Annotated in this window: 19 protein-coding genes; all 19 read left to right on the top strand. The window is 53.9% G+C overall.

From position 1 onward, the window contains the following. Positions 1-213 precede the first annotated feature (213 nt). On the top strand, positions 214-1,161 hold the full coding sequence (leuO, locus tag EYY67_RS20590; RefSeq protein ID WP_095924638.1) for a transcriptional regulator LeuO: 948 nt from the start codon (positions 214-216) through the stop codon (positions 1,159-1,161). A gap of 296 nt (positions 1,162-1,457) precedes the next feature. After that, the gene (locus EYY67_RS20585) at positions 1,458-3,254 is read left to right on the top strand and encodes an AMP-dependent synthetase/ligase (RefSeq protein ID WP_131694291.1); all 1,797 of its coding nucleotides are present in this window, start codon (positions 1,458-1,460) and stop codon (positions 3,252-3,254) included. Positions 3,255-3,673: 419 nt separating this feature from the next. Next, positions 3,674-5,392 carry an acetolactate synthase 3 large subunit gene (ilvI, locus tag EYY67_RS20580; RefSeq protein ID WP_131694290.1) on the top strand — a complete coding sequence of 573 codons (1,719 nt, stop codon included), beginning with the start codon at positions 3,674-3,676 and terminating at the stop codon, positions 5,390-5,392. Positions 5,393-5,394: 2 nt separating this feature from the next. Next, positions 5,395-5,886, top strand: coding sequence for an acetolactate synthase small subunit (gene ilvN, locus EYY67_RS20575; RefSeq protein ID WP_013577020.1), 492 nt, complete (start codon positions 5,395-5,397; stop codon positions 5,884-5,886). 167 nt (positions 5,887-6,053) lie between these two features. Continuing rightward, positions 6,054-7,058 (top strand): catabolite repressor/activator, encoded by a 1,005-nt coding sequence (gene cra / locus EYY67_RS20570; RefSeq protein ID WP_095924641.1) that lies wholly within the window; start codon positions 6,054-6,056, stop codon positions 7,056-7,058. Between the two features lie 708 nt (positions 7,059-7,766). Continuing rightward, a complete protein-coding gene (gene mraZ, locus EYY67_RS20565; protein ID WP_034787151.1) occupies positions 7,767-8,225 on the top strand; it encodes a division/cell wall cluster transcriptional repressor MraZ in 459 nt (152 codons plus the stop codon). Between the two features lie 2 nt (positions 8,226-8,227). Further along, positions 8,228-9,169 (top strand): 16S rRNA (cytosine(1402)-N(4))-methyltransferase RsmH, encoded by a 942-nt coding sequence (gene rsmH, locus EYY67_RS20560; protein ID WP_095924642.1) that lies wholly within the window; start codon positions 8,228-8,230, stop codon positions 9,167-9,169. Continuing rightward, positions 9,166-9,486 (top strand): cell division protein FtsL, encoded by a 321-nt coding sequence (gene ftsL, locus EYY67_RS20555; protein WP_095924643.1) that lies wholly within the window; start codon positions 9,166-9,168, stop codon positions 9,484-9,486. The genes rsmH and ftsL overlap by 4 nt, the downstream gene beginning before the upstream one ends. Positions 9,487-9,513: 27 nt before the next feature. Next, positions 9,514-11,277, top strand: a complete 1,764-nt coding sequence (locus EYY67_RS20550; RefSeq protein ID WP_095924644.1) for a peptidoglycan glycosyltransferase FtsI — start codon at positions 9,514-9,516, stop codon at positions 11,275-11,277. Further along, entirely contained in the window at positions 11,264-12,751 is a 1,488-nt protein-coding gene (gene murE, locus EYY67_RS20545) for a UDP-N-acetylmuramoyl-L-alanyl-D-glutamate--2,6-diaminopimelate ligase (RefSeq protein WP_119827086.1), read from the top strand. Before EYY67_RS20550 ends, murE begins: the two co-directional genes overlap by 14 nt. Next, the gene (gene murF, locus EYY67_RS20540) at positions 12,748-14,109 is read left to right on the top strand and encodes a UDP-N-acetylmuramoyl-tripeptide--D-alanyl-D-alanine ligase (protein WP_095924646.1); all 1,362 of its coding nucleotides are present in this window, start codon (positions 12,748-12,750) and stop codon (positions 14,107-14,109) included. The genes murE and murF overlap by 4 nt, the downstream gene beginning before the upstream one ends. Further along, positions 14,103-15,185, top strand: a complete 1,083-nt coding sequence (gene mraY, locus EYY67_RS20535) for a phospho-N-acetylmuramoyl-pentapeptide-transferase (protein WP_095924647.1) — start codon at positions 14,103-14,105, stop codon at positions 15,183-15,185. Before murF ends, mraY begins: the two co-directional genes overlap by 7 nt. A gap of 2 nt (positions 15,186-15,187) precedes the next feature. Next, complete coding sequence (murD, locus tag EYY67_RS20530; protein ID WP_131694289.1) at positions 15,188-16,504, top strand: UDP-N-acetylmuramoyl-L-alanine--D-glutamate ligase; 1,317 nt, start codon at positions 15,188-15,190, stop codon at positions 16,502-16,504. A gap of 5 nt (positions 16,505-16,509) precedes the next feature. Beyond that, on the top strand, positions 16,510-17,712 hold the full coding sequence (gene ftsW, locus EYY67_RS20525) for a cell division protein FtsW (RefSeq protein ID WP_408637228.1): 1,203 nt from the start codon (positions 16,510-16,512) through the stop codon (positions 17,710-17,712). Beyond that, positions 17,709-18,776 (top strand): undecaprenyldiphospho-muramoylpentapeptide beta-N-acetylglucosaminyltransferase, encoded by a 1,068-nt coding sequence (gene murG / locus EYY67_RS20520; RefSeq protein WP_095924650.1) that lies wholly within the window; start codon positions 17,709-17,711, stop codon positions 18,774-18,776. Before ftsW ends, murG begins: the two co-directional genes overlap by 4 nt. 78 nt (positions 18,777-18,854) lie before the next feature. Beyond that, positions 18,855-20,330 (top strand): UDP-N-acetylmuramate--L-alanine ligase, encoded by a 1,476-nt coding sequence (murC, locus tag EYY67_RS20515; protein WP_095925276.1) that lies wholly within the window; start codon positions 18,855-18,857, stop codon positions 20,328-20,330. Then, positions 20,323-21,243, top strand: a complete 921-nt coding sequence (locus EYY67_RS20510) for a D-alanine--D-alanine ligase (protein ID WP_119827082.1) — start codon at positions 20,323-20,325, stop codon at positions 21,241-21,243. The genes murC and EYY67_RS20510 overlap by 8 nt, the downstream gene beginning before the upstream one ends. A gap of 1 nt (position 21,244) precedes the next feature. Continuing rightward, positions 21,245-22,081 (top strand): cell division protein FtsQ, encoded by an 837-nt coding sequence (ftsQ, locus tag EYY67_RS20505; RefSeq protein WP_131694288.1) that lies wholly within the window; start codon positions 21,245-21,247, stop codon positions 22,079-22,081. Continuing rightward, the gene (ftsA, locus tag EYY67_RS20500) at positions 22,078-23,334 is read left to right on the top strand and encodes a cell division protein FtsA (RefSeq protein WP_009634688.1); all 1,257 of its coding nucleotides are present in this window, start codon (positions 22,078-22,080) and stop codon (positions 23,332-23,334) included. The genes ftsQ and ftsA overlap by 4 nt, the downstream gene beginning before the upstream one ends. Positions 23,335-23,340 lie beyond the last annotated feature (6 nt).

Here is a 23,340-nt window from a genome sequence, read left to right as displayed (position 1 = left end):
CTTTTATGGAGAGAAATGAAGTTTGTATTACCGGTTCTGATTATTAAATCGATTTAGATTATCTCCCTCCTTAAATAACAGCATGAAAATGTGCGCATTTTATCTGTCGGTCTTTCTGCTCGCCCGATGTCATCTCTGTGCCGTATTTATAAATCAAATAATTAAAGGTAATCACTCTTATTTGAGAATGAAATGCCTTCTATGGGGAATGTCATGTCCGATACCTCTACTGAAAACCCAGCAAAAGTTGCTGAAACAGAAACACATCTTCGCAATGTCGATTTAAATTTACTCACGGTGTTTGATGCCGTGATGCAATTGCAGAATATTACCCGCGCGGCGAATATGTTGGGCATGTCCCAGCCTGCGGTAAGTAATGCCGTTGCCCGTTTGAAAGTGATGTTTAACGATGACCTGTTCGTCCGCTTCGGGCGCGGGATCCAGCCGACAATGCGTGCGCGTCAGTTGTTCGGGCCGGTCAGACAGGCTTTGCAGCTGGTGATGAATGAACTGCCGGGGGCGGGTTTTGACCCTAACGTCAGCATGCGTCAGTTTAATGTGGCAATTTGCAGCCCGCTGGATAAACGTCTGACCACGCATGTGTTGAATGCGGTAGAGGCATTGGCGACAGGCGTCAGCGTTAAATTACAAACCATCGTTAATGACAATATTGAACATCAGCTGCGCTATCAGAATATAGAATTTATGATCAGCTATCGTAAATTTGAACGTGCGGATTTTTGTAATCATGAATTATTTAATGATGAGCTGGTTCTGGTTGCTTCACAACATCATCCGCGCATCAGTCCGCACATGTCTGATGAAAAATACATGAAAGAAAAACATGCGGTCATGATGCTGGATCGTTTTTATTCTTTCAGTTCGTCTTATTACGACGACCCGGAATTACACTCGTTAATTGCTTATCAGGGCACTGATCTGGTGAGCGTAATGGAAGTAGTGTCGAAAACCGATATGGTTGCTCTGGTGCCGCGCTGGCTGGCGCAGGCGAATGCCGGCATGCTCAGTCTTTCCGTTATCCCTTTGCCGTGGATGAAAAATAATCTGACCTGCTACCTTTCCTGGCATGAATCCTCCAGTAAAGATAAAGGCAATATGTGGATGAAATCCTTATTAAGCCAATGTGTCGTCTCCCTCTAGTCCGACACTGCTGAATGAAAGCCGTTTTTACTTCGGAATGCGACCAGGTAAAAACGGCTGGTTAAAATCCCCTTTGTAGTTTTTTATCCTGCATGGTTTTTGCACCTCGTTAAAGCCATGTGGGTTTTTTTCGCCGCCAGAAAATGACGGTGTGACTGAATGAAAGCCTGCCTCATCCCCCACAATTTCATTTCACCGTGCAATATTTGCCGGTAGACTGCGTTAAATCTTTGTAACAGAGCAATGCAGTCAGCGCCCCCTTTTCTGACTGCGCTGAACGCCGGTATAAACGCGCAATGAATCCAACCTTAAATGACTATCATCTGATTACCCGTTTTCGCCAACAAGTCAGTGCCCGTCCTGAGCAGACTGCGTTTCGCGAATGGTCGCCCGTGGCGGAAACCGCGCTGACCTGGCGCGAGCTTGGCGAGAAAGTCGATGCGCTGTCCGACGTATTATTGCAGGAGCAGGTGGGCGTTCAGGAACGGATCGCGATTTGCGGCAATAACGCGATGGCATGGGCGATGGCGGATCTGGCGATCCTGCAACTGCGTGCGGTTACCGTGCCGGTCTATGCCACCAATACGCCTGCTCAATCCGCCTATGTGCTCAATGACGCCGACATCCGCATTATGTTCGTGGTCGGACAGAAGCAATATGACACGGCGGTGGCGTTGCGTGAGCTTTGCCCGCAGCTGAAACATATTCTGGTGCTGGATAACGATGTCGATTTGCGGGGTGTGCCGATTGCCCGCCATGTGTCTGGCCTCATTCCTCAGGATGCGGCGCTGGCCGCGGAGCGTGAAGTCCGGGTCAATGCCTGCGATCTGAGTGATCTGTTTACCCTGATCTACACGTCGGGCACAACCGGCGAGGCGAAAGGTGTGATGCTGGATTACCGCAGTATGGCGACGCAACTTAAGCAACATGAAAAGCGACTGAGCATTACGGACCGTGATATTTCCCTTTGCTTCCTGCCGCTGGCGCACGTGTTTGAGCGCGCGTGGAGTTTCTTTGTCATGCATTGCGGCGCACAAAATGTTTTCCTGCGTGAAACGGATCGGGTGCGTGATGCCTTGCAGGCCATCAAACCCACCGTGATGTGCGCCGTTCCGCGCTTCTATGAAAAGGTGTTCAGCGCCATCCATGACAAAGTCGCCCGCGCCGGAACGATCAAAAAACGCCTGTTCCACTGGGCGGTCGCACAGGGAAAAGAAAAGTTTTTAACCGAGCGCCGGGGTGAGCGTTACCCGTTCTGGCTGGCCCCCGCCCATTTTCTGGCCGACAAGCTGGTACTGAAAAAATTGCGTGATTTACTTGGCGGTAATCTGCGATTCCTGCCCGCTGCCGGTGCGAGTCTGGATGATAATGTCATCCTGTTTTTCGAGTCTGTAGGGCTGAAAATCAAATACGGTTATGGCCTGACTGAAACCTGCGCGACGGTTACCTGCTGGGAAGAAAACGACTTCCGCTTTGGTTCTGTCGGCACCGCCTTGCCTGAAATCGAAGTGCGCATCGGGGACGAAAACGAAATTCAGGTTCGTGGCCCGACATTACTGCGCGGCTACTTCAATAAGCCCGAAGAAACGGCGGCCAGCTTCACTGCTGACGGTTGGTTTAAAACCGGTGACGCCGGGAAAATGGACGCGCAGGGAAATGTGTTTATCACCGAGCGGCTGAAGGATCTGATGAAAACCTCGGGCGGAAAATACATCGCCCCGCAGCGTATCGAAGGCACGCTGGTGCAGGACCGCTATATCGAGCAGGCCGCGGTGATTGCCGATGAACGGCATTTTGTCTCAGCACTGATCGTGCCCGATTTTGATGTGCTGAATGTTTATGCGCAGGCGCACCATATCGATTACTTCAACCGTGAAGGGCTGGTGAAAAACGAACAGATCCTTTCACTGTTTGCGCATCAGTTACGTGAGATCCAACATGATCTGGCGGGCTTTGAGCAGGTGAAAAAGTTCGTCTTATTGATCAAACCTTTCACGATGGAAGCGGGGGAACTGACCCCGACCCTGAAGTTGCGCCGCAAGATCATCTTCAGCCGCTACCAGAAAGAAATCGAACAGTTGTACCGCGAGTAATTCTCCCCCCGTTGTATCCCGTCTTTGCCTTGCAGATCACCGGTGAACATGTGTTGACCGGTTTTCCTGTCATCGTGATGCCCGTCACCGACATAATTTAATACTGTAATTTTTCCGGCCTTCCTGATATTTCTGACTGGTTAGCGTACGCAGGCAGTGTTTTGTTCCGACCGGAAGAATGAAGGCAGTGCGAGCCGATAAAAGGCGCCGTGGCGGCATTTTTTGGCGTTTGCCTGACTCCGGTTCTGACGCTAAGGTACTGAGTTAGATTCTTGAACGCCAATAAGAACAGCAGGGTTTTGTGAGCCCGATGGAAAGTCCTAAAATTCAGCGATTTATCTTTAAATCGTTGCTGATAGAACAGCTAGCTGAAACAAAAGTCATCCTATAGAAGAAGCAAAAAGCCTGGAGGCAAAACCATGGAGATGTTGTCAGGAGCCGAGATGGTCGTCCGGTCGTTAATCGACCAGGGCGTTAAGCACGTATTCGGTTATCCCGGCGGGGCGGTGTTGGATATCTATGATGCCCTGCATACGGTCGGTGGGATAGATCATGTGCTGGTGAGACATGAACAGGGTGCTGTTCATATGGCTGACGGTTATGCGCGTGCCACGGGAGACGTGGGCGTCGTGCTGGTGACCTCCGGTCCCGGCGCAACCAATGCGATCACCGGTATTGCCACGGCTTATATGGATTCCATTCCGCTGGTGGTGCTATCCGGCCAGGTACACAGTTCACTCATTGGTTATGACGCGTTCCAGGAATGCGACATGGTGGGGATTTCCCGCCCGGTGGTGAAACACAGTTTTCTGGTAAAACGCGCGGAAGATATTCCGACAGTCCTGAAAAAGGCGTTTTATCTGGCGTCAACGGGCCGTCCGGGTCCGGTGGTGGTCGACCTGCCAAAAGACGTGGTGAACCCGCAGGTTAAACTCCCTTATGCCTATCCGGAACAGGTCACGATGCGCTCCTATAACCCGACGGTGCAAGGCCATCGCGGGCAAATCAAACGCGCGGTACAAACCCTGCTGGCGGCGAAAAAACCGGTGCTTTACGTTGGCGGCGGTGCGATTAATTCTGAGTGTGACGCTGAACTGTTACAGCTGGCGGAAAAACTCAATCTGCCGGTCACCAGTTCGCTGATGGGGCTGGGCGCGTTTCCGGGCACTCATCGTCAGAGCCTCGGTATGCTCGGCATGCACGGCACTTATGAAGCCAATATGGCGATGCACAACGCAGATCTGATCTTCGGTGTGGGTGTGCGTTTTGACGACCGTACCACCAACAATCTGGCGAAGTACTGCCCGAATGCCACGGTGATGCACATCGATATCGACCCGACGTCGATTTCCAAAACGGTGAATGCAGATATTCCGATTGTGGGCGATGCGAAGCAGACGCTGGTTCAGATGCTGGAACTGCTGGCACAAAGCGATGAGAAGCAGGAATTCGATGCGCTGCGCGACTGGTGGCAAAATATTGAGAACTGGCGCGGGCGCGAGTGCCTGAGCTACGACAAAAATACCGGCACCATCAAACCGCAGGCGGTGATCGAAACGCTGCACCGTCTGACCAAAGGTGATGCCTACGTGACCTCCGACGTCGGCCAGCATCAGATGTTTGCCGCGCTGTATTACAAATTCGACAAACCTCGTCGCTGGATCAACTCCGGTGGCCTCGGCACGATGGGCTTTGGCCTGCCGGCTGCACTGGGTGTGAAACTCGGCCTGCCGGAAGAAACGGTGATTTGTGTCACCGGTGACGGCAGCATCCAGATGAATATTCAGGAGCTGTCGACCGCGCTGCAATATGATTTGCCGGTGATCGTGGTGAACCTGAACAACGGCTACCTTGGCATGGTGAAACAGTGGCAGGACATGATTTACTCCGGCCGCCATTCACAATCCTATATGCAATCCCTGCCTGATTTCGTCAAACTGGCGGAAGCTTACGGGCATGTGGGTATCGCCATCCGTTCTCCTGAAGAACTGGAAAGCAAACTGGCGCTGGCGCTGGAACAGAAAAATCGTCTGGTATTTGTTGATATCAGCGTGGATGAAACAGAACACGTTTACCCGATGCACATCCGTGGCGGTGCGATGGACGAAATGTGGTTAAGCAAAACGGAGAGGACCTGATCATGCGCCGGATTTTATCAGTATTACTGGAAAACGAATCGGGCGCGTTGTCCCGCGTAGTCGGCCTGTTCTCTCAGCGTGGCTACAACATTGAAAGTCTGACCGTTGCGCCAACCGATGATCCGACCCTGTCACGCATGACGATTCAGACCGTCGGCGATGCCAAGGTGCTGGAGCAAATCGAAAAGCAACTGCATAAGCTGGTGGATGTTCTGCGCGTCACGGAACTGGTGCAGGGCGCTCATGTTGAGCGTGAAATCATGCTGGTGAAGGTACAGGCTTCCGGCTATGGCCGTGAAGAAGTGAAGCGTTCCACCGAGATTTTCCGTGGCCAGATCGTGGATGTTACGGCGACGCTTTACACCGTTCAGCTGGCCGGAACCAGCGACAAGCTTGACGCATTTTTAGCCAGCATCCGTGATGTGGCTGAAATCGTGGAAGTGGCACGTTCCGGTGTGGTGGGTGTTTCGCGCGGCGACAAAATCATGCGCTAAAGCGTAAATAATCAGCAAGATGTGAAATTTTTCTGATAGATGAAAGCCCGGCTCCTGAGCCGGGCTTTCTTTTTTGCGCCTCAGGTGAAGCGATTCGGTAAAACACCTTGCCCGGCAGGGGCTTCTGCGGTTAGATAAAGCATTATCTTTATTAAGGGGTTTTCTCAGTGAAGCTGGATGAGATCGCGAGGTTAGCGGGCGTTTCGCGTACAACGGCCAGTTATGTGATTAATGGCAAAGCGAAGCAATATCGTGTCAGCGATAAGACAGTCGAAAAAGTCATGGCTGTCGTGAAGGAACATAACTATCACCCGAATGCGGTGGCAGCGGGCTTACGCGCCGGTCGTACCCGTTCTATTGGCCTGGTGATCCCTGATCTGGAAAATACCAGCTACACAAAAATCGCCAACTTTCTGGAACGTCAGGCGCGTCAGCGTGGCTATCAGCTGCTGATCGCCTGTTCGGAAGATCAGCCTGACAACGAAATGCGCTGCATCGAGCATCTGCTGCAACGTCAGGTGGATGCGATCATTATTTCCACGTCGCTGCCGCCGGAACATCCTTTCTACCAACGCTGGGCCAATGACGATTTCCCGATCATCGCGCTCGACCGCGCGCTGGATCCTGAGCATTTCATCAGTGTGGTCGGTGCCGATCAGGATGACGCGCTGATGCTGGCACAGGAGTTGCGAACCTTCCCGGCTGAATCGGTCTTGTATCTGGGCGCACTGCCGGAGCTTTCGGTGAGTTTCCTGCGCGAACAGGGCTTCCGTCAGGCGTGGGCTGATGATCCGCGTCAGCCAAAATACCTTTACGCTAACGCCTACGACCGCGAATCCGCTGCGGTGGTGTTTGCTGAATGGCTGAAAACCAATCCGATGCCACAGGCGCTGTTCACCACCTCATTCCAGCTGTTGCAGGGTGTCATGGACGTCACGCTGAAAACGGAAGGGCGCTTGCCGGTCGATCTGGCGATTGCCACGTTTGGCGATAATGAGCTGCTCGATTTCCTCGAATGTCCGGTTCTGGCGGTGGCGCAGCGTCACCGCGATGTGGCAGAACGCGTGCTGGAGCTGGTACTGGCCTGTCTCGATGAGCCGAAGAAACCGAAAGCCGGGCTGACCCGCATCCGGCGCAATTTGTTCCGCCGCGGGCGTCTGAGCCGCAAATAATCCGCCGACGGGGATTCATCTGAATGCCCGTCTCTTTTCCAGCGGCGAGTGACGTTTAAACCAAACGAATAAAGTGTCTTACCGGGGGTGATAATCAAATACGAAAATTCCCATAGGCGTTCCGTGGGTAATTTAGGAGCATTCCCAGCCTGCTGAATTATTAACAAATGTTTTCTCCTTTCCGTGGCTGATATAAACCTTCCCATCAATTTCTAAAATACGTTAATGCTCCCCGCAAAAGTGCTGTAGAATTCCTCGCTTAATTTCCAACAGTCCGGGTTTGCTGCGGTGCTGATGGCTTTTTAAACTTCCTTCAGGGCTTATGCCGTGCGGGTTGGCAGATAAAATGATGATGATTTAGACGTGATCGCCTGAAAAAAATTGAAAATGATTTTTGTTATGGCAAAACGGTCAGGAAATGAGAGTTAGATAGCAGAAGAATATAAATAGTTAAATAATGTTCAGTTTGGCTTTTTTTTAAACGAAATTATTAACCCTCCGAAATTTCTTCAACTAATCATGACGTTATTTTCTATTCCCCCTCTAAAAAACCTCATCACATTGCGCTAAGCATTTGTGTAGCTGCGTAAATATTGCCAAACCGTCTCCGCTCTGGCTTGACAAGGTTTTAAAACCATCCGTAAACTCTTTTCTGTGGGAATTTGTGGGGGAAAGTGGTGAAAAGGGTCACAGAGGGGTAGATCGGTCATGTTTCGTGGCGCGACGATGGTTAACCTCGACAGCAAAGGGCGACTTGCCGTACCCACCCGTTATCGGGATTTGCTGAGCGAAGAATCGCAAGGTCAAATGGTGTGCACCATAGACCTCCATCACCCATGTCTCCTCCTTTACACCCTCCCTGAGTGGGAAGTTATCGAACAAAAATTGTCCCGTCTGTCGAGCATGAATCCCGTTGAGCGCCGTATTCAGCGCCTGTTACTCGGGCATGCCAGTGAATGTCAGATGGATAACGCCGGGCGTTTGCTGATTGCAACGACATTGCGTCAGCATGCCGGGCTCGCAAAAGAAGTGATGCTGGTTGGGCAGTTCAATAAGTTTGAACTGTGGGATGAACAGACCTGGTATCAACAAGTTAAGGAAGACATCGACGCTGAACAATCGTCTCAGGAACCTCTTTCTGACCGATTACAGGACTTGTCATTATAAGCATGGTTGAAAACTACAAACACACTTCCGTTTTGCTGGATGAAGCCGTCAACGGCCTCAACATTCGTCAGGACGGCATTTACATAGACGGAACTTTTGGCCGTGGTGGCCACTCACGTCTGATTCTGTCCCAGCTTGGGCCGGAAGGACGCTTGCTGGCGATTGACCGCGATCCACAGGCGATCAAAGCCGCAGAAGCTATTGATGATCCGCGTTTTTCTATCGTTCATGGCCCCTTTTCTGATCTGGCGGAATATGTGCGCGATCGTGGCCTTGAAGGCAAGATCGACGGCGTACTGCTGGATTTAGGCGTGTCTTCTCCGCAGCTGGACGATCCTGAACGTGGCTTCTCCTTCATGCGTGACGGACCTCTGGATATGCGCATGGATCCTACCCGTGGTTATTCAGCTGCTGAATGGCTGATGAAAGCGGAAGCCGAAGACATTGCCTGGGTACTGAAAACCTTCGGTGAAGAGCGTTTTGCCAAACGTATCGCGCGCGCGATCGTCGAGCGCAACCGTGAACTGCCAATGACCCGGACCAAAGAACTGGCTGATCTGATCGCCAACGCATCGCCGGTACGCGAAAAACATAAACATCCGGCCACCCGCAGCTTCCAGGCGATCCGTATCTACATCAATAGCGAGCTGGAAGAAATTGAACGCGCCCTCGACGGTGCGCTGGAAATTCTGGCTCCTGAAGGCCGTTTATCTGTGATCAGCTTCCACTCTCTGGAAGACCGCATTGTGAAACGCTTTATCCGCCAGCATAGCCGTGGCGCACAGGTACCGGCAGGTATCCCGATGACGGAAGCACAAATCGCGGAGCTTGGCGGACGTTCCCTGAAATCAGTCGGGAAAATGATGCCTTCTGAAGCGGAAGTGGCGGAAAACCCGCGGGCACGTAGCTCAGTGCTGCGTTTTGCTGAGAGAACTACAGCGTGATAGGCAACGAACGCCACGGATTAGTGGGAGTGATCGCCAGCGATATTCTTCGCAACGGCAAAATCCCGTTGATTCTGCTGATCGCCGTTTTGGTCAGTGCAATTTTTGTGGTCACTACCGCTCACCGTACGCGTTTACTGACGGCTCAGCGCGAACAGTTAGTGCTGGAAAGGGATGCGCTGGATATCGAATGGCGCAACCTGATCCTTGAAGAGAATGCTCTCGGCGATCACAGCCGGGTAGAACGCATCGCAACGGAGAAATTGCAGATGCAGCACGTTGATCCATCTCAAGAAATTATTGTGGTTCAGCCTTAAAATGCGCACGGAGAATACAGGCAGCTAATGAAAGCAACACGCACCGCGAAGTTAAAGCGTCCCGAAGATCAAGCCAGCTTTATCAGCTGGCGTTTTGCGTTGTTGTGCGCCTGTATCCTGCTGGCACTGGTTGGCCTGATGTTGCGTGTGGCCTACCTGCAAGTCATTAACCCGGACAAACTGGTTAAAGAAGGCGATTTGCGCTCCCTGCGTGTACAAACTATCCCGACCTCCCGTGGCATGATCACCGATCGTTCCGGCCGTCCTCTGGCGGTCAGCGTGCCGGTGAATGCGATCTGGGCAGATCCCAAAGAAGTGAAAGATCGCGGTGGCATTACCGTCGATACCCGCTGGAAAGCACTGGCGGATGCGCTGAATATGCCACTCGATCAACTTGTCTCCCGTATTAATGCCAATCCCAACGGACGTTTTGTCTATCTGGCGCGTCAGGTTAACCCTGCGGTCGGCGAATACATTCACAAACTCAAACTGCCGGGTATCTCCCTGCGTCAGGAATCCCGCCGTTATTATCCGGCCGGGCAGGTGACATCCCACGTTATCGGTGTGACCAACATCGACGGCGAAGGCATTGAGGGCGTTGAGAAGAGTTTTGACCGCTGGCTGACCGGCAAACCGGGCGAACGGACCATCCGTAAAGACCGCTTTGGCCGCGTCATTGAAGATATCTCCACCGTTGACAGCCAGGCCGCCCACAATCTGGCGCTGAGCATCGACGAACGTTTACAGGCGCTGGTTTACCGCGAATTAAATAACGCCGTGGCGTTCAACAAAGCGGAATCAGGCACGGCGGTACTGGTTGATGTGCAAACCGGCGAAGTGCTGGCGATGGCCAACAGCCCGTCTTACAACCCAAACAATATGCCGGATACGCCGAAAGACGTGATGCGTAACCGTGCCATCACCGACATCTTCGAGCCGGGTTCCACCGTCAAGCCGATGGTGGTGATGACGGCGCTGAAAAACGGCGTGGTGCGCGAGAACAGCGTACTGAATACCTTGCCGTACCGGATTAACGGTCATGAGATTAAAGATGTTGCCCGTTACGCGGAGCTTTCCGTCACGGGCATCTTGCAGAAGTCGAGTAACGTCGGTGTTTCACGACTGGCGTTATCGATGCCATCCGCTGAGCTGGTAGATACTTACTCGCGATTCGGACTGGGAAAACCGACCAATTTGGGGCTGGTTGGAGAAAGCAGTGGCTTATACCCTAAAAAACAACGGTGGTCTGACATAGAGAGGGCCACCTTCTCTTTCGGCTACGGGCTAATGGTGACACCTCTCCAGTTGGCGCGAGTCTACGCAACGATCGGCAGCATGGGCGTTTATCGCCCATTGTCGATCACCAAAGTTGATCCGCCGGTTTCCGGCGAACGTGTTTTCCCTGAACCGCTGGTACGTACCGTCGTACATATGATGGAAAGCGTGGCACTGCCTGGCGGCGGTGGCGTGAAGGCGGCGATCAAGGGCTACCGTATTGCGATTAAAACCGGTACCGCGAAGAAAGTCGGGCCGGACGGTAAATACGTTAACAAATACATTGCCTATACCGCCGGCGTTGCGCCCGCAAGCAATCCAAGATTTGCCCTTGTGGTGGTCATCAACGATCCGCAGGCAGGGAAATATTACGGTGGGGCCGTTTCCGCACCGGTGTTTGGCGCCATCATGGGCGGCGTATTGCGCACCATGAACGTTGAACCGGATGCGCTGACTGCCGATGAAAACGCAGACATAGTGAATAATCAAAAAGAGGCTTCAGGTGGCAGATCGTAATTTGCGCGACATCTTAGCGCCCTGGGTGAGTAATGCCCCGGCGGTAGCGCTAAAAGACATGATTCTGGACAGCCGCATCGCGGCTGCCGGCGATCTGTTTGTCGCGGTTTCAGGCCATACCAGTGACGGGCGTCGTTTTATTCCCCAGGCAATTGCCCAGGGCGTCGCTGCCGTCGTGGCCGAGGCAAAGGGTGAACAAGAGCACGGAACGGTCTGCCAGATGCATGGTGTACCGGTGATTTATCTTGAGAATTTGAATGTTCTGCTGTCAGAACTGGCGGGGCGTTTTTACCAGCAGCCGGGCAAAGCATTACGTCTGGTAGGCGTGACCGGCACCAACGGCAAAACCACCACCACGCAACTGCTGGCGCAGTGGAGTCAGTTGCTGGGGGAAACCAGTGCGGTGATGGGTACCGTGGGTAATGGCCTGCTGGACAGCGTCGTACCGGCGGAAAACACCACCGGTTCTGCGGTACAGGTTCAGCACATTCTGGCGGATCTGGTGACGCAGGGCGCAACCTTTGCCGCGATGGAAGTTTCTTCTCACGGACTGGTTCAGCATCGTGTCGCTGCCTTGCCGTTTGCCGCTGCCGCATTCACCAACCTGAGTCGTGATCACCTTGATTACCACGGCGATATGCAAAGTTATGAAGAGGCCAAATGGCAGCTTTTCTCCTCGCATCAGGTCGGTCAGAAAATCATTAATGCTGACGATGACGTCGGAGCGCGCTGGCTGACGAAAACGCCGGGCGCAATTGCGGTCAGCATGGAAGACAAAATCCCGGCAGGCTGGAGTGGCCGCTGGCTGGTGGCGCGCAGCGTGAATTATCACGACAACGGCGCGACCGTAAATATCGATTCAAGCTGGGGCGAAGGTAAGTTTGATAGTCGCCTCATGGGCGCGTTCAACGTCAGCAACCTGCTGGTTGCGCTGGCAACGCTGCTTTCCCTCGATTATCCGCTGACGCAATTACTGGCTACGGCTTCTCAGCTACAACCGGTTTGCGGCCGCATGGAAGTCTTCAACGCGCCGGGTAAACCTACTGCGGTGGTTGATTATGCCCATACCCCTGACGCACTGGAAAAAGCACTGGCGGCAGCCCGTCTGCATTGTCGTGGCACGCTGTGGTGTGTATTTGGTTGCGGCGGCGATCGCGATAAAGGTAAACGTCCGCTGATGGGCGGCATTGCTGAGCAATACGCTGATCGCGTGATCGTCACTGACGATAATCCGCGCAGCGAAGAGCCTCGCGCCATTGTGGCGGATATCCTTGCCGGTCTGCTGGACGCAGGGCGAGCGCAGGAAATCCACGGCCGTGCCGAAGCGGTGACCAGCGCCATCATGCAGGCGAAAGAAGACGACGTGGTCCTGATCGCCGGTAAAGGGCATGAGGATTACCAGCTCGTCGGTAATCAGCGTCTCGATTATTCTGACCGCGTGACGGTCGCACGTTTGCTGGGGGTGATCGCATGATCCGCGTTTCCCTGCAAACACTCGCAGATGCGCTCAACGCTGAGCTTATCGGTACCGATACCCAAATCGACAGCGTGACGACGGACACCCGTCAGGTCACCGAAGGCTGTCTGTTTGTTGCGCTGAAAGGCGAAAAATTCGATGCTCACGATTTTGCCGCTGATGCGGTTAAAGCCGGTTCAGGGGCTTTACTGGTAAGTAAGCGCTTACCGGTGGACGTTCCGCAGTTAGTGGTGGCGGACACCCGCATTGCTCTCGGGCAACTGGGCGGCTGGGTGCGTCAGCAGGTTCCGGCCCGCGTCGTCGGCCTGACCGGTTCATCCGGCAAGACGTCTGTGAAAGAGATGACGGCGGCGATTTTGCGCGAGTGCGGCAACGTGCTGTACACCGCAGGCAACTTTAACAATGACATCGGTGTTCCGCTGACATTGCTGCGCCTGACCGCAGAACATGATTTTGCGGTGATCGAAATGGGCGCGAATCATCCGGGTGAAATCGCCTACACCACCGCGCTGGCTAAACCTGAAACGGCGCTGGTGAATAACTTGTCTGCCGCCCATCTGGAAGGCTTTGGTTCTCTGGCGGGTGTGGCCCGTGCCAAAGGCGAGATTTTCGAAGGCCTGCCTGAAAACGGCATTGCGGTGATCAACGCTGATAACAATGACTGGGCGAACTGGCAGCACAAGCTGACCGGCAAGACGGTCTGGCGTTTCTCTCCGGTGCAAGGGGCAGAGACTGATTTCAGTGCTTCCGACATCCGCCTCAGCCCGCTCAATACGGCGTTCACTCTGCATTCTCCTCAGGGCCGTATCGACGTGTCGCTGCCGGTTCCGGGCCGTCACAATATCGCTAACGCACTGGCTGCGGCTGCACTGGCGTTGTCTGTCGGTGCCTCACCGGAAAACGTACGCGCCGGTCTGGCGACGCTGCAATCCGTAAAAGGGCGTTTATTCCCGATTGCGCTCAGCGAAGGCAAAACCCTCCTCGATGACAGCTATAACGCCAATGTCGGTTCGATGACCGCCGCGGCGCAGGTACTGGCAGAGATGCCGGGCTACCGCGTGATGGCGGTCGGCGATATGGCTGAACTGGGCGCGGAAAGCGAAAGCTGCCACCGTCAGGTCGGCGAAGCGATTCGCGACGCGGGTATCGACAAAGTATTCAGTATTGGCCATGACAGCCGCATCATCAGTGATGCCAGCGGATGTGGTGAGCATTTAGAGGATAAGGCAGCCCTGACGGCCCGTTTAACGAGCTTACTGTCTGAACATGCGGTAATTACCGTTTTGATTAAAGGTTCACGTAGTGCCGCAATGGAGCAGGTAGTACGCGCGTTACAGGAGAATGCAACATGTTAGTTTGGCTGGCCGAACACTTGGTCAAATATTATTCCGGCTTCAACGTCTTTTCCTATCTGACGTTTCGCGCCATTGTCAGCCTGCTGACCGCGTTGTTCCTGTCGCTGTGGATCGGGCCACGCATGATCGCCCGTCTGCAAAAAATGTCTTTCGGTCAGGTTGTGCGTAACGACGGTCCGGAATCACATTTCAGCAAACGCGGTACGCCAACGATGGGCGGCCTGATGATTCTGGCCTCGATTACCATTTCCGTTCTGATGTGGGCCTATCCGTCTAACCCGTATGTGTGGTGCGTGCTGTTTGTGCTGATTGGTTACGGCATCGTTGGATTTATCGATGACTACCGCAAAGTGGTTCGCAAAGACACCAAAGGGCTGATTGCCCGCTGGAAATACTTCTGGCAGTCCGTTATTGCGCTGGCTGCGGCCTTCACGATGTATGCCATTGGTAAAGACACGCCAGCCACTGAGCTGGTTGTGCCGTTCTTTAAAGACGTCATGCCGCAGCTGGGTTTGCTGTACATACTGCTGAGTTATTTCGTCATTGTCGGTACCAGTAACGCGGTGAATCTGACCGATGGTCTGGACGGCCTGGCGATTATGCCAACGGTCTTCGTCGCGGCGGGTTTTGCGCTGGTGGCATGGGCGACCGGTAACATGAATTTCGCCAGCTATCTGCATATACCTTATCTGCGTCACGCGGGTGAACTGGTGATCGTCTGTACCGCGATTGTTGGCGCGGGGCTTGGCTTCCTGTGGTTCAACACCTATCCGGCACAAGTTTTCATGGGTGACGTCGGCTCTCTGGCTCTGGGCGGTGCGCTGGGCACCATCGCGGTACTGCTGCGTCAGGAATTTTTACTGGTGATCATGGGCGGCGTGTTTGTTGTCGAAACCCTGTCGGTGATCCTGCAAGTCGGGTCCTTTAAGTTACGTGGGCAGCGCATTTTCCGCATGGCGCCGATCCACCATCACTACGAACTTAAAGGCTGGCCGGAACCGCGCGTGATCGTGCGCTTCTGGATTATTTCGCTGATGCTGGTGCTGATTGGCCTGGCGACGCTGAAGGTACGGTAATTATGGCTGACTATCAGGGTAAAAAAGTGGTCATCATCGGGTTGGGTCTCACCGGCCTGTCTTGTGTTGATTTCTTTGTTGCACGTGGCGTGACGCCGCGTGTCATTGATACCCGCGTCAGCCCGCCGGGACTGGATAAACTGGCGGAAAATATTGAGTGTCACCTCGGTTCGCTCAATGAAGACTGGCTGCTGGACGCTGATCTGATTATCGCCAGTCCGGGCGTTGCGCTGGCAACACCGGCACTGAGTGCGGCGGCTGATGCTGGCGTGGAAATTGTCGGCGATATCGAACTGTTTTGTCGTGAAACCCAGACGCCGGTGGTTGCGATCACCGGCTCGAACGGCAAAAGCACCGTGACCACGCTGGTCGGTGAAATGGCGAAAGCCGCTGGTTGGCGCGTGGGTGTCGGTGGCAATATTGGTTTGCCGGTGCTGACGATGCTGGATCACGAATACGATTTGTTTGTGCTGGAGCTTTCCAGCTTCCAGCTCGAAACCACGCTCAGTCTGCATGCGGCGGCGGCGACCATTCTCAACGTGACTGAAGATCATATGGATCGCTATCCGTTTGGTTTGCAGCAGTACCGTGCGGCAAAACTGAAAGTGTATGAAAACGCCGCGCTATGTGTCGTCAATGCCGATGACGCCCTTACCATGCCGGTGCGTGGCGCGGATAAACGCTGCGTAAGCTTTGGTGTCGATGTGGGGGATTATCATCTGACCCGCCAGCAGGACGATATCTGGCTGCGTGTTCGTGGCGAAAAAGTCCTGAATACCCGTGAGATGCCGCTGACCGGCCGTCACAACTACACCAATGCGCTGGCGGCACTGGCGCTGGCGGATGCTGTTGGTATTCCACATGCTTCCAGCCTGAAGGCTCTGACGACCTTTACCGGTCTGGCTCATCGTTTCCAGGTCGCCTGGCAGCATAACGGCGTGCGCTGGATAAACGATTCTAAAGCGACCAACGTCGGCAGCACCGAAGCGGCACTGAACGGGCTTCACGTCGATGGCACGCTGCATCTGTTACTAGGCGGCGACGGAAAATCTGCTGATTTCTCACCGCTGACGCGTTACCTGCAGGGCGATAACCTGCGTATTTACTGCTTCGGTCGTGACGGTGCAGAGCTGGCGGATTTGCGTCCTGAGGTGTCTTCTCTGTTTGAGACGATGGAACAGGCGATGCGGGATATCAGTACGCACGTGGCTTCCGGCGACATGGTTTTACTGTCGCCAGCCTGCGCGAGTCTGGATCAGTTCCGCAGTTTTGAACAACGTGGTGATGTCTTTACCGCACTGGCGAAGGAGCTGGGTTGATGCGGATCCGTATCCCGGGGCTGAGCCTGGTCGGCAAATTTAATGACTGGGTGATGGGTGCCAAAGAAAGCGACTCCGTCACGCTGGTGCTGTACGACCGAACATTGCTGTGGCTGACCTTTGGTCTGGCGATCGTCGGCTTTGTGATGGTGACCTCGGCGTCCATGCCGATTGGTCAGCGTCTGGCAGACGACCCGTTTTTGTTTGCGAAACGTGATGCTATCTATCTTGGACTGGCGTTTGGTTTATCGCTGGTGACACTGCGTGTGCCGATGGCTGTCTGGCAGAAATACAGCAACGTTTTGCTGCTGCTGTCAGTGATTATGTTGTTGGTGGTGCTGGTTGTGGGTAGCTCGGTAAACGGCGCATCGCGCTGGATTTCCCTCGGGCCACTGCGTATTCAGCCCGCCGAATTCTCGAAGTTGTCACTGTTCTGCTATCTCGCCAGTTATCTGGTGCGCAAAGTGGATGAAGTGCGCAGTAACTTCTGGGGCTTCTGTAAACCGATGGGCGTGATGGTCGTGCTGGCTGTGTTGCTGCTGGCTCAGCCTGACCTCGGTACCGTGGTTGTGCTGTTCATCACCACGCTGGCGATGCTGTTTCTGGCAGGGGCGAAAATGTGGCAGTTCCTGGCCATTATCGGCTCGGGCGTGTTCGCTGTTGTGCTGCTGGTGCTTGCTGAACCGTACCGTATGCGCCGCGTGACATCCTTCTGGAATCCGTGGGCAGATCCGTTCGGCAGCGGTTACCAGTTAACCCAGTCACTGATGGCGTTTGGCCGGGGTGAGTTCTGGGGACAAGGTTTAGGAAATTCAGTTCAGAAACTGGAATATTTACCGGAAGCGCATACCGACTTTATCTTCTCTATTTTGGGCGAAGAACTGGGGTATTTCGGTGTGGTTTTAGCCCTGTTGATGGTATTCTTCGTCGCTTTTCGTGCGATGTCTATCGGGCGTCGTGCATTAGAAATCGACCAGCGTTTTTCAGGCTTTTTAGCCTGTTCAATCGGCGTCTGGTTCAGTTTTCAGGCACTGGTCAACGTGGGCGCGGCGGCAGGTATGTTGCCAACCAAAGGTCTGACACTGCCGCTGATCAGTTACGGTGGTTCGAGCCTGATCATTATGTCGACGGCAATCGTGTTATTGCTGCGAGTGGATTTTGAAACGCGGCTGGCAAAAGCCCAGGCGTTTGTAAGGAGTGCCCGATGAGTGGCAATACCCGGCGTTTAATGGTGATGGCTGGCGGTACCGGCGGGCATGTTTTCCCCGGACTTGCCGTGGCACATCATCTTATCGCGCAAGGTTGGGAAGTTCGCTGGCTGGGTACAGCAGACCGGATGGAAGCGGATTTGGTGCCAAAACACGGCATCGAGATTGATTTCATTAAAATCGCCGGATTGCGTGGGAAAGGTCTGAAAGCGCAACTCACCGCCCCGGTTCGCATATATCATGCGTGGCGTCAGGCGAAGGCCATCATGAAAAAGTTTCAGCCCGATGTGGTGTTAGGCATGGGCGGTTATGTGTCAGGCCCTGGCGGTCTGGCGGCATGGTCACTGGGTATTCCGGTGGTTCTGCATGAACAAAACGGCATTGCGGGCATGACCAATAAAGGCTTGTCTCACATTGCGACCAAAGTGTTGCAGGCGTTTCCCGGTGCTTTTCCGAAGGCCGATGTGGTGGGGAATCCGGTACGTACCGACGTGCTGGCGCTGGAATTACCGCAAACCCGCCTTGCCGGACGCGAAGGCCCGATCCGAGTTTTAGTCATCGGCGGCAGTCAGGGCGCGCGGGTGCTGAATCAGAGCATGCCGGAAGTGGCGGCGCTGATGGGTGAAAAAATTACGTTGTGGCATCAGGTCGGAAAAGGTGCGCTGGCGTCAGTGAATCAGGCTTACGAAAAGGCCGGTCAGACGCAGCATAACGTTACCGAATTCATTGATGACATGGCAGAGGCGTATGCCTGGGCTGATGTGGTCGTTTGCCGCTCCGGCGCATTAACGGTCAGTGAAATTGCCGCTGCAGGATTACCGGCAATCTTTGTGCCTTTTCAGCACAAAGATCGCCAGCAGTACTGGAACGCACTGCCGCTGGAAAAAGCCGGTGCCGCGAAGATTATCGAACAGAAAGATTTTAGTGCCGCAGCCGTCGCTGACCTGATGGCCGGATGGGACAGAACCCATCTGATGGAAATGGCGATGGCCGCACGTGCCGCCGCCATTCCCGATGCGACAGAGCGTGTTGCCGCAGAAGTGGTTGCCGCAAGCAAAAAATGAAATTGAACGGGCCACGCAGTGTGTGGTCCCAGCCGTAAGAAACGGATTAATCAGTAACCTGAAATAGTGAATAAAAACGTGAATACACAACAATTGGCGAAACTGCGTACCTTCGTGCCCGAGATGCATCGTGTCCGGCACATTCACTTTGTTGGCATCGGTGGTGCCGGCATGGGTGGTATCGCCGAAGTGTTGGCCAATGAAGGCTATCAGATCAGCGGTTCTGATTTAGCACCGAACGCAGTGACACAGCAACTGACGGCTCTGGGCGCGACGATTTATTTTAATCACCGTCCTGAGAACGTGCTGGATGCCAGCGTGGTGGTGGTATCCACGGCGATCTCTTCCGATAACCCGGAAATCGTTGCCGCACGCGAAGCCCGTATTCCGGTGATCCGCCGCGCGGAAATGCTCGCTGAGCTGATGCGTTTTCGTCACGGCATCGCCGTGGCAGGTACGCACGGTAAAACGACGACCACCGCGATGGTCACCAGTATTTATGCTGAAGCCGGTCTGGATCCGACGTTCGTTAACGGCGGACTGGTGAAAGCGGCAGGCACCCATGCGCGTCTGGGCTCAAGCCGTTTTCTGATTGCAGAAGCAGATGAAAGTGATGCGTCGTTCCTGCATCTGCAACCGATGGTGGCGATTGTGACCAACATCGAAGCGGATCATATGGATACGTATCAGGGTGACTTTGAAATCCTGAAGCAAACGTTCATTAATTTCCTGCACAACCTGCCATTCTATGGACGTGCAGTGATGTGTATCGATGATCCGGTGATCCGTGAGCTGATCCCGCGCGTTGGTCGTCACATGACCACATACGGCTTCAGCGAAGATGCGGATGTGATCATTGAAAATTACCGTCAGGTTGGCGCACAGGGGCATTTTACCTTGCGTCGTCAGGACCTGCCGCTGATCAGTGTGACGCTGAATGCGCCGGGCCGTCATAACGCCTTAAACGCTGCGGCAGCGGTGGCGGTAGCCACCGATGAGAACATCAGCGATGACGCAATTTTGCGCGCGCTGGCAGGCTTCCAGGGTACCGGGCGTCGTTTCGATTTCCTCGGCGAATATGCGCTGGCGAATGTGAACGGCAAAAGCGGTAGTGCGATGCTGGTCGATGACTATGGTCACCATCCGACTGAAGTGGATGCAACCATCAAAGCTGCACGTGCGGGCTGGGCGAGCAAGCGTCTGGTGATGATTTTCCAGCCGCACCGTTATACCCGTACCCGTGATTTGTACGATGATTTCGCCAATGTGCTTTCGCAGGTGGATGTGCTGATCATGCTGGATGTCTATCCGGCGGGTGAAGCACCGATTCCGGGCGCAGACAGCCGTTCGTTGTGCCGCACTATCCGCGCACGCGGTAAACTGGATCCGATTTTGGTTTCTGATATTGAAGCCGTGCCGGAAAGTCTGGCGCAGATCCTCGAAGGTGACGATTTAGTTCTGGTTCAGGGCGCCGGTAATGTTGGCAGAGTGGCCCGCAAATTGGCTGATCAAAAGCTGCAGCCAGTGAAGAAAGGTGAAGAACATCATGTCTGAGAAAGTCGCAGTATTGTTGGGTGGTACTTCCGCAGAACGCGATGTGTCATTACAGTCAGGCGCCGCGGTGCTGGCCGGCTTGCGTGAATCCGGTGTGGATGCCCACGGCATTGATACCAAAACGTTTAATGTGGCGCTTCTCAAAGAAGAAGGGTTCAGCAAAGTCTTTATCGCACTGCATGGTCGCGGTGGTGAGGACGGCACGTTGCAGGGACTGCTGGAGCAAATCGGTTTGCCGTATACCGGCAGCGGCGTGATGGCCTCTGCGCTGACCATGGATAAGTTCCGCACCAAGCTGGTGTGGCAGGCTCTGGGATTACCGGTCGCCCCGTTTGTGGCACTGCATCGTTCGCAAATCGAAGCGGCAGGGCAGGGCGCGCTGGCAGCAAAAATCGCTGAATTAGGCCTGCCGGTGATCGTCAAACCAAGCCGCGAAGGTTCCAGCGTCGGGATGAGCAAAGTGACTACTGAAAAAGAGTTGCTGCCAGCCCTGCAGGAAGGCTTCCGACATGACGATAACGTACTGATCGAAAAATGGCTGAGCGGCCCGGAATACACAGTAGCCATCGTGGGCGATCAGGTGATGCCGTCGATCCGTATCCAGCCAGCCGGAACGTTTTACGACTATCAGGCAAAATATCTGTCTGATGAAACACAATATTTTTGCCCGAGCGGCTTAAGTGAAGCACAGGAGCAGCAGTTGTCTGCACTGGCCTTGCAGGCTTATCAGGCACTCGATTGCAGCGGCTGGGGACGGGTTGACGTCATGCAGGACAGTGACGGCAGCTTTAACCTGCTGGAAGCGAATACCTCGCCGGGCATGACCAGCCACAGTCTGGTGCCGATGGCGGCGAAACATTTCGGACTGAGTTTCCCGCAACTCGTATTCCGTATTCTGGAACTGGCTGACTGATATGTCTCAAGCCGCCCTGAATACCCGAGAGCGTGAGACGGCCGAGAACAATGGCCGTCGCAGTAACGGTGGCCAGCTGGCAGGGATCGTGTTTCTGTTGCTGGTAGTAGGAACGATTTTATGGAGTGCGTGGGCCGTTGTTGGCTGGATGCAGGATGCGAACCGCTTGCCGTTGTCCCAGTTAGTGGTGACCGGAGAACGGCATTACACGACCAACGATGATATTCGTCAGGCGATTCTGTCCTTAGGGGCACCGGGAACGTTCATGACGCAGGATGTAAACGTCATTCAGCAGCAGATAGAGCGTTTACCCTGGATAAAACAGGTCAGCGTACGCAAGCAATGGCCGAATGAACTGAAGATACATCTGGTGGAGTATGTGCCGGTCGCACACTGGAATGATTTGCACATGGTTGATGCCGGGGGCAAATCTTTCAGCATACCCGCCGAGCGTATGGTCAAACAGAAAATGCCGTTGCTTTACGGTCCGGAAGGCAGCGAACAGGATGTTTTGCAGGGTTTTCAAACGATGAGTCAGGCGCTGGCCGCCGGCAAGTTCACGTTGAAAGCAGTGGCAATGAGTGCTCGTCACTCGTGGCAGTTAACTCTGGATAATGACGTCCGGCTGGAATTGGGCAGAGATGACCGGATGGGGCGTTTACAACGTTTTATCGAACTCTACCCGCGATTCCAGCAACAGGCAGAAACCGATAAGAAGCGCATCACTTATGTCGATTTACGTTATGACAGCGGTGCGTCAGTAGGTTGGGCGCCAGAGTTTATTGACCAGCAAAACAGTAATCAGCAACAGAATCAGGCACAGGCTAAACAACAATGATCAAGTCGACGGACAGAAAACTGGTAGTTGGGCTGGAGATCGGTACGGCAAAGGTCGCCGCATTGGTGGGGGAAGTTCTGCCCGATGGCATGGTCAATATTATCGGCGTGGGCAGTTGCCCATCCCGTGGCATGGACAAGGGTGGCGTGAATGATCTGGAATCGGTGGTGAAGTGCGTACAGCGCGCCATCGATCAGGCTGAACTGATGGCAGATTGCCAGATTTCCTCTGTTTACCTTGCTTTGTCTGGTAAACATATCAGTTGTCAGAATGAAATAGGGATGGTTCCTATTTCAGAAGAGGAAGTCACGCAGGAAGATGTAGAGAACGTTGTGCATACCGCGAAATCGGTCCGCGTACGTGACGAACATCGGGTACTGCATGTGATCCCTCAGGAATATGCCATTGATTATCAGGAAGGGATTAAAAACCCGGTCGGACTTTCCGGCGTGCGTATGCAAGCCAAGGTTCACCTGATTACCTGCCATAACGATATGGCGAAGAACATTGTGAAGGCGGTTGAACGCTGTGGCTTAAAAGTTGACCAACTGATTTTTGCCGGTCTGGCGGCCAGTTATGCGGTTCTGACCGAAGATGAACGCGAATTAGGCGTCTGTGTTGTCGATATTGGTGGTGGAACCATGGATATCGCGGTTTATACCGGCGGCGCACTACGTCATACTAAGGTTATCCCTTATGCAGGGAATGTGGTCACCAGCGACATCGCTTATGCGTTTGGTACGCCACCGACTGATGCCGAAGCCATCAAAGTTCGCCACGGTTGTGCATTAGGGTCGATTGTCGGCAAAGACGAAAACGTCGAAGTGCCGAGCGTCGGTGGACGTCCACCACGCAGTCTGCAACGTCAGACACTGGCTGAAGTGATCGAGCCTCGTTACACAGAATTGCTGAATTTAGTGAACGACGAAATTTTGCAATTGCAGGAGCAGTTACGTCAGCAAGGCGTAAAACATCATCTGGCCGCCGGTATTGTTCTGACAGGCGGTGCAGCACAAATTGATGGTCTGGCAGCTTGTGCGCAGCGGGTATTCCATACCCAGGTGCGTATCGGGCAACCCCTGAACATCACCGGGCTGACAGATTATGCGCAGGAACCTTACTACTCAACGGCTGTAGGGCTGCTGCACTACGGGAAGGAGTCTCACCTGAGCGGTGAGGCCGAAGTGGAAAAACGCGCCTCAGTGGGCAACTGGTTCAAACGAATCAACAGCTGGCTGAGAAAAGAGTTTTAATGTTTT

Source organism: Rahnella victoriana, assembly GCF_004330295.1.
Lineage (GTDB): Bacteria > Pseudomonadota > Gammaproteobacteria > Enterobacterales > Enterobacteriaceae > Rahnella > Rahnella victoriana.
This window is presented reverse-complemented; position numbering and strand designations above follow the sequence as displayed.

Coding starts and splice junctions, on each gene's coding strand:
- mraY (WP_095924647.1), top strand. CDS start 14,103: ATGTTAGTTTGGCTGGCCGAACACTTGGTCAAATATTATTCCGGCTTC.
- leuO (WP_095924638.1), top strand. CDS start 214: ATGTCCGATACCTCTACTGAAAACCCAGCAAAAGTTGCTGAAACAGAA.
- EYY67_RS20510 (WP_119827082.1), top strand. CDS start 20,323: ATGTCTGAGAAAGTCGCAGTATTGTTGGGTGGTACTTCCGCAGAACGC.
- ftsA (WP_009634688.1), top strand. CDS start 22,078: ATGATCAAGTCGACGGACAGAAAACTGGTAGTTGGGCTGGAGATCGGT.
- ilvN (WP_013577020.1), top strand. CDS start 5,395: ATGCGCCGGATTTTATCAGTATTACTGGAAAACGAATCGGGCGCGTTG.
- ftsQ (WP_131694288.1), top strand. CDS start 21,245: ATGTCTCAAGCCGCCCTGAATACCCGAGAGCGTGAGACGGCCGAGAAC.
- ilvI (WP_131694290.1), top strand. CDS start 3,674: ATGGAGATGTTGTCAGGAGCCGAGATGGTCGTCCGGTCGTTAATCGAC.
- EYY67_RS20585 (WP_131694291.1), top strand. CDS start 1,458: ATGAATCCAACCTTAAATGACTATCATCTGATTACCCGTTTTCGCCAA.
- murG (WP_095924650.1), top strand. CDS start 17,709: ATGAGTGGCAATACCCGGCGTTTAATGGTGATGGCTGGCGGTACCGGC.
- EYY67_RS20550 (WP_095924644.1), top strand. CDS start 9,514: ATGAAAGCAACACGCACCGCGAAGTTAAAGCGTCCCGAAGATCAAGCC.
- mraZ (WP_034787151.1), top strand. CDS start 7,767: ATGTTTCGTGGCGCGACGATGGTTAACCTCGACAGCAAAGGGCGACTT.
- murD (WP_131694289.1), top strand. CDS start 15,188: ATGGCTGACTATCAGGGTAAAAAAGTGGTCATCATCGGGTTGGGTCTC.
- rsmH (WP_095924642.1), top strand. CDS start 8,228: ATGGTTGAAAACTACAAACACACTTCCGTTTTGCTGGATGAAGCCGTC.
- murF (WP_095924646.1), top strand. CDS start 12,748: ATGATCCGCGTTTCCCTGCAAACACTCGCAGATGCGCTCAACGCTGAG.